The following is a 7,457-nucleotide window of genomic DNA, read 5'->3' on the forward strand; positions in this document are numbered from 1 at the left end:
CATTGGTGGTCAATATTTTTTCAGGAGCAACCCAATTCAAATAGATATCCACCAAGGCTTGGATGGCTTTTTGCCCTTCCGGGGATTCGTCTCCACCAATCAATATGCGGTCAGGATTCAATAAATCCTGTACGGCAGTTCCTTCGGCAAGAAACTCCGGATTCGAAAGAATTTGGAACTGAACTTTATTTCCCGTATTGTCCAAAATACTCTTGATGGCCTCGGCAGTGCGCACCGGCAAAGTCGATTTCTCGACCACGATTTTGTCGTCTTTGGCAATTTTGGCAATTTGTCTGGCGCACAATTCTATGTACTTTAAATCGGCAGCCATTCCTTTCCCCTTTCCATAGGTTTTTGTAGGCGTGTTCACCGATATAAAAATGACTTGAGCTTCGTCAATTGCTTTTTCGACATCGGTCGAGAAAAAAAGATTTCTTCCCCTGGCTTCGGCAACTACCTTGCTTAATCCCGGTTCATAAATGGGAATATTATCGGCATTTTCGGCATTCCAAGCCGCAATGCGATCGGCATTCAAATCGACTACGGTTACCTGGATGTGCGGGCATTTTTGTGCAATAACTGCCATCGTCGGTCCTCCAACATATCCCGCTCCTATGCAACAAATTTTTGTAATTTTCATTTTTCTATTATCTTTTCTCAATAATCTTTTCCCTGTTCTCCGGAATCATTTTTGTTTATTTCCTCTATTATCTATTCTATTAATAACCCGACTTTTATCTTAAACTCCCGATAACCCATAACCGACAACAGATAACCGATAACGGACAACAGATAACCGATAACCGACAACGGACAACAGATAACCGACAACCGACAACGGACAACAGATAACTACTTCAAATTCTCCCAATACCAATCTATTGCTTCTTTCAATCCTTCTTGTAGGGAAAACTTTGGATCATAGCCCAACAATGCTTTTGCTTTGTCGATGCTCGCCAAGGAATGGGGAATGTCCCCCGCCCTGTTAGGCCCATAGGCTATTGCAACATGGGCTATCCTTTTGTCATACGCCGACAAAAATTCCTTGAGGTATTCCACCAAATTATTCAAGGTGTTGCGGTCTCCATAAGCGGTATTATAAACCGTATTTATAGCGTCCGGATTGGTAGTGGTCATCGCCAACTCGACCATTTGAATCACGTTGTCGATATAGGTAAAATCACGGGAATAATTGCCATCACCGTTTATCAGTGGACTTTCGAGCTGCATCAACTGCATTACGAATTTCGGAATAACCGCGGCATAGGCTCCTTTTGGATCTTGTTTCCTTCCGAAAACATTAAAATAACGCAAGCCAATGGTTTCTATACCATAGGTTCTACTGAAAATTTCGGCATACAATTCGTTAACATATTTCGTGATGGCATAAGGCGAAAGGGGTTTCCCGATAACGTCCTCCACTTTTGGCAAACCTTCTGAATCTCCATAAGTCGAGGAGCTGGCCGCATATACAAATCGTTTCACTTTGGCATCGCGAGAAGCCACAAGCATATTCAAAAAACCGGAAACATTCACCTCATTGGTGGTAATTGGATCTTTAAGTGAACGCGGTACTGAACCCAAAGAGGCTTGATGCAACACATAATCAACCCCATTTACCGCATTTTGGCAATCCGATAAATTGCGAATATCTCCTTCAATCAATTGAAAGTTGCTATTGTCCATGCAATCCTTCAAATTATGTCGGTGTCCTGTGGCAAAATTGTCCAGACATATTACTTTGTAGTCCTTGGACAAAAAATATTCGCATAGGTTCGAACCTATAAATCCTGCTCCACCAGTTATCAAGATGGTACTGTTTTTTGTTGTATTCATTTAATTATTTCATCATAGAATCGAATTAACGAATTCCCTTTTTTTTAAACTTTGTTATTGTTTTTATGTCTTTATTCAAAAGTGGTATCGCTACAGCTTTCCTAAAACAGTGTTCCCTAATTGCACTTTATCAGTCATCCAATTTAGTTATTTATCCCACTAAATATAAATAAATCTTTTATTAATTGTTTTTAAACGACTTTTCAAACGGTACCCGCTGCACTATACTTCTACCCAATGTCACCTCATCGGCATATTCTAGCTCGTCGCCAACGGATATTCCTCTAGCAATTGTCGAGGTAATTATGTCGCAATCCTGAATTTGCTTATAGATGTAAAAATTAGTGGTATCTCCTTCCATGGTGGAGCTCAACGCAAAAATTATTTCGGCAACAATCCCTAATTTTATTTTTTCGACTAGGGTGGTAATGTTCAACTGGCTAGGACCAACACCGTCAATAGGCGAGATCTTCCCCCCTAAAACGTGGTATATCCCAATATATTGTCCTGTGTTCTCAATAGCCATTACGTCGCGTATGTCTTCGACAACACAAATAATTTGCTGCTCTCTTTTTGTATTCGAACAAATCTCGCAAACATCCCTATCGGAAATATTGTGACAGCTTATGCAAAACTTCACCTCTTCACGCATGGTGGTCAAGGCTTGTGCCAAAAATCCGGTATGTTCCTTAGGTTGTTTCAACAAATGCAATACCAGTCGCAAGGCTGTTCGTTTGCCTATTCCTGGTAATTGAGCCATTTCGTTGACTGCTTTTTCTAAAAGTTTCGATGAAAATTCCATAAGGGCAAATGTAGTAATTTGTTTAATCGTTTCTGGGTATCGGGCATGGGGTATTTTTCTAATTCGAAAAAACCTATTAATACCATAATCGTATTCTCCACGCCATCATAATAAAATAAAAAAAGAGGCAAAAGCCTCGTTTTTTATTTGTTAAAGATCGTCTTATACCAAGGTTTTTTTTCTTCCGCAACCCCATAGCCATAGCCATAGCCATAGCCATAGCCATAGCCATAGCCATAGCCATAGCCTTTTTTAGACTGGGTGTCATTAAGCAATAATGCCATATTAGGGAGTTTATTTTCTTTGTGCATGATTTCGGCTAAATTAAGCATCCTTTTATCCAAATAATTGGCACGCACTATATACACAAAAGTATCAGCATGCTTAGCGACTAGCAAGGTATCTGAAACCAAACTCACTGGGGCTGTATCTACAATAATAAAATCATATTCTTTTTTTAGTTGAACAAATAGTTCTTCTATTTTATTATTCATCAACAACTCGGTAGGATTAGGAGGAATACTTCCTGCAGGAAGGACATACAAACCATCAAAGCCTTTTAATTTATGAATGTAATCACTTATTGGGGTAGTATTAGAGGATAAATAATTGGTTAAACCCTTGTTATCAGGCGTTACCGTGTATTCCTGAATTTTGGGATTCCTGATATCCATCCCTATTAAAAGTACTTTTTTCCCTGAAAGCGAAAAAGTAGCCCCTAAGTTTACTGACACGAATGTTTTTCCTTCTCCTGGAATTGTCGAGGTCAGGAATATGGTTTTTGCCATACCTTCTGGCACTTGGTTCAACATAAAATCGAGATTTGTCCTGACAATTCGAAGGGCTTCGGCTGTACCAGTACGACTGGTAGCGGTTACTATTTCATTGGGAGTCATCGATTTTGGGATATCTCCCAAGAATGGAATATTTAATTTATTCGTAATATCAAATCTGGTTTTTACCTTAGTATCCAACAAATCAATTAAATACAGTATTCCGAAAGGGATAAGGAGACCTAGTAACAAGGCAGCCAAATAAATAATATTCTTTTTAGGAGCCACCGGAATTTTCGAAGCTTTTGCTCTATCAACAACTCTCGCATTTGGGGCCGTTGCTGCCAATGAAATAGCGGTTTCTTCCCTTTTTTGAAGTAAGTACAAATACAATTCTTCTTTTATTTTTTGTTGTCTAGCAATTATCCTGAACTGGCGCTCCTGAACTGGAATTTTTTCTATTTTAGTATCCAAAAGCCCTTCTTGGCTTATCAGATTTCTTTTTTGAATGTTTAAAGTAGCCTGCAATCTTCCTAGGCTCTCGGCCACGTTTGATTTTAGGGAAGCCATTTGCTGATCTAATTTAATTACCGATGGATTAGCTGCAGTAGCCGATTTTGAAATCCGGTTGCGTTCCAAAACCAATTGGTTATAGGAACTGATTAATGCATTAGCATCGCCCTGGCCTGTAATAATATTGGGCGGCAACAAATCAGCATTGCTACTGTTTTTCATAAAACTCAACATCGATGCCACCACGTTCAACTGAATCTCCGTCTCTACCGATTTTTTATTGTACTCGTTGGAACCTTCGATAAATAATTGGGCTTCTGATTGGATGTCGGTAAGGTTGTTCGATCTTTTAAAACTTTCTACATTTTGCTCAACACCTTCTAATTCTTCTCTTATCAATATTAATCTATTCGCAATAAATTTAGAAGTGCTTTCTGAAATGAAATTTTTATCGGCTGCGGCATCATCATTGTAAATTTGAACCAAATTATTCAGAAAATCCTCTGCTTTTTTTATTACAGGGTCGGTTAGAGATAGCTCCACCACACTACTCGTTTTACTAATGGGATTCACTATTATTCGGCTTTGAAAACTAGCGACTACATTTTCAATTGGACTTACTACGATACTAATCGTTTTGTCTAAATCCTTTAACTGGTTTTTATCCTCCTTCGATTTAGTAATGATTAAATCTCCGTTTTGGGTTGCAACTAGTGCCCCGTATTTAAATTCGTTTATTTCGTTTAAAAGTAATGATTTACCATCGGTAGCTAATTGATTTTCTAAAGTAAAGGTGTCAGGCGTTAACTCGACCAATTCGAAAACCATTTTTTGGGTTAAGAATTTCGGTTTCACATTGATAAAATCTACCGTAATGGGAGTGTTCCCATAAATTTCGCTAGTAATGACATTCCCTTTATCAAACAAGCCAATATTCAATTTCAACCTCTTGACAGTACTTTCTACTAGGGTTCTCGACTTCAAAATCTCAATTTCATTGTCGACATTACTTTTTACCGAATTCCCGCCCAATCCAATATCGGCAAAGGCAGATAATTCAGAAAGCATCCCCCCTTTTCTATCGTCTTTTACTAATACCGTCGTAGAAGCCTTATATTGCGGAGTCGTATATCTTAAATACGTATAGGCAATAATGAGGCTGACACCAACCGCTAATACAAACCAGTGCCATTGAATCAAATATTTATCTAAAATTGTTCTTAAATTTAAATCTTCGTCTTGATTTTCGTCTGACCTATAAATATTGTCCATGTAAAAATTTATTTTGTTATCGTGAAAATTACTGTGATTAATGTAATTAATAAAGAGCTAACGGAGATGATGACGCCGGTATTGGCGCCCACAGCCGAAGCATTTATTCTGTTTTTATTGGGTTCCACATAGATTACGTCATTCTGAGCGAGATAGTAAAAAGGGGAGTTGATAAAGTCGGCCTTAGTAATGTCGACCCGGTTATAGGATTTAACTCCTTCCATTTCTCTAATAATCAAAATGTTGTTTCGTTTGCCGTAAATGGTTAAATCCTTGGCCATACTCAAGGCTTCTGTTAGCGTGATTCGTTCCGAAGCTACGTTATATGTGCCGGGTGCTGTAACTTCGCCTTGTACCGATATTTTAAAATTCATGATGCGAAGGTTGATCATGGGGTTTCGAATGTATTTTGCTATTTTGGTTTGAAATAAATCCAATAATTCAGTTCGCGTTAAGCCACCTACTTTTAATTTTCCTAATACCGGAAAATTGATGATTCCATTAGCATCTACTAAATAGAACTGCATGGTTTCCTGTCCTCGGGAGGCATTTAAATTGTAAACTGAAGGAACACTAACCGTACTTAAATTAAAAGGAAGGGCACTTTCGGGATCATCGGCCGAGACAATAATCATCAACAAATCATCGGGTTGAATCTTTATTTCATAGGCGTTTGACTTTGACTGGGAAGCCATACCGTCAATATTCTGATAGTAGACTACCTCTTTTCGAGAGGCACAAGAAAATAATACCAGAACAAAAAGGAATGGGATTATTTTTTTTAATCCGGAAAAATACTTCATATAATTTTATCTTAATAGTTCGCAAATATAAACAATAACCCTTTTAATAGTGTTGATTTTTAATCCTAATTTAAAAATTTGGTCTGAATATCACTATAAAATGATATTGTAAAACAGAACAAAACTTCTCGATACGCTTCGCACTCGAAGTGACGTGTATGAAGACCTATTAATGATAATTCCCGTCAGTTCGAGTGCTTTTCGATAGAAAATCGGAACAAAAGACACTCGAACAGCGGTTTTTAAATAATTGCACGCAACGGGTTATATTCTATAATTTTTAATAAAATAATCCAAATACTCTGGCAGTAGCGTACCTAAATAATAAGGGAGATTCATTAATATATAAGGAACTCCATTTGGTGTTTTTGTAGTTTGAACTTGAAATTCACCTGCGTAAATTCTAACTGCATAGGGGTGGCTGGCACTTTCAATAAATTAATGAAGCGACTTTAAGGATCCTGTACTTCCTGATTTAATTTCAATGGGAATCACTTTGCCATCAATAGCATAAACCAAATCTACTTCCGAAGAAGATTGCTTCTTTTCCCTGACCCAAAAATGAGGCAAATCTGATTTTTTTGATTGAATCGAAAGTATTTCTTGGGTAAAAACGTGAGGAATAATGGCCTCTTTATAACTTTGGCTTAAATCATGCAAAGGCAGCATTTGAGCGCTAATCCCCAAAATATAATTTAGAATACCCGTATCTAAAAACTGCAGCCGTGGTGATTTCTTAAAATCTGGAATTAGGGGAACTGCTACTGCTGTTGTTGGATAAATAAGTTGGATAATTTTAGCCGATGCACAGAAATATACCACCACAAAACTCACATTTTATCATAAAAGCATCGTCACAAATTTTATATAATTACCAAAAAGCACCATCGTAACGAGTCGTTTTGCTTTTGAGTTGGTTCATGGGATGTTGCTTAGTGGAGTTTCATTAGTTCTCAACAACTGGATATGCAAATAAAACCCGCAGTATTAGTTAAGCAACATTTTTAAAATTATTTTTCTGTTTCCAGAATTCTTCAATTGTTTTGTAATCTAAAGCGGAATGCCTTCTTTTTCTATTGTACCAAATTTCAATAAATTCAAGTATATCTCTTTCCATTTGCTCTTTTGATATAAGTTTATTTCCATAAATCTGTTCTGTTTTCAAAGTCTTAAAAAAGTGGACCTGCTAACTTTACCCTCATAAAAAGTTAAGAATAAAAACCTTACTTTTAATTTATGAAAAAGATGCGAAAAATTTACGACCGAGTTTTCAAAGAGAAAGCGGTACAATTAAAATTATTTTATCTCGTAGTAAAAAATCAAGTACACCTTTTTTTATCCTTTCTCTTTCTTCATCCGTAAGATTAGAACCTGATGGCAAACACAAGCCTTTTTCGAATAAGGATTCGGCTACTTTATTTCCATAAACAAGTAGGACCTTACCATACTAATTTTGTA

General features: G+C 37.2%; 6 protein-coding genes and 1 pseudogene. All 7 read right to left on the minus strand.

The features are described 5' to 3' along the window. Positions 1-640, minus strand: a pseudogene (locus AABM59_RS09050) (nucleotide sugar dehydrogenase); the annotation flags it as partial. A gap of 212 nt (positions 641-852) precedes the next feature. Continuing rightward, positions 853-1,836: an SDR family oxidoreductase gene (locus tag AABM59_RS09055; protein WP_338408645.1), complete on the minus strand. Its 984-nt coding sequence runs from the start codon at positions 1,834-1,836 to the stop codon at positions 853-855. A 181-nt stretch (positions 1,837-2,017) separates the two neighbouring features. Then, positions 2,018-2,638 (minus strand): recombination mediator RecR, encoded by a 621-nt coding sequence (gene recR, locus AABM59_RS09060; RefSeq protein ID WP_338408646.1) that lies wholly within the window; start codon positions 2,636-2,638, stop codon positions 2,018-2,020. Positions 2,639-2,781: 143 nt separating this feature from the next. After that, positions 2,782-5,196, minus strand: a complete 2,415-nt coding sequence (locus AABM59_RS09065) for a polysaccharide biosynthesis tyrosine autokinase (protein ID WP_338408647.1) — start codon at positions 5,194-5,196, stop codon at positions 2,782-2,784. Between the two features lie 8 nt (positions 5,197-5,204). Then, the gene (locus AABM59_RS09070; protein ID WP_338408648.1) at positions 5,205-5,999 is read right to left on the minus strand and encodes a polysaccharide biosynthesis/export family protein; all 795 of its coding nucleotides are present in this window, start codon (positions 5,997-5,999) and stop codon (positions 5,205-5,207) included. Positions 6,000-6,437: 438 nt separating this feature from the next. Beyond that, on the minus strand, positions 6,438-6,824 hold the full coding sequence (locus AABM59_RS09075) for a DUF4143 domain-containing protein (protein WP_338408649.1): 387 nt from the start codon (positions 6,822-6,824) through the stop codon (positions 6,438-6,440). Between the two features lie 166 nt (positions 6,825-6,990). After that, positions 6,991-7,164, minus strand: a complete 174-nt coding sequence (locus tag AABM59_RS09080; RefSeq protein ID WP_338408650.1) for an IS3 family transposase — start codon at positions 7,162-7,164, stop codon at positions 6,991-6,993. Positions 7,165-7,457: the final 293 nt, after the last annotated feature.

The organism is uncultured Flavobacterium sp., assembly GCF_963925185.1.
Lineage (GTDB): Bacteria > Bacteroidota > Bacteroidia > Flavobacteriales > Flavobacteriaceae > Flavobacterium.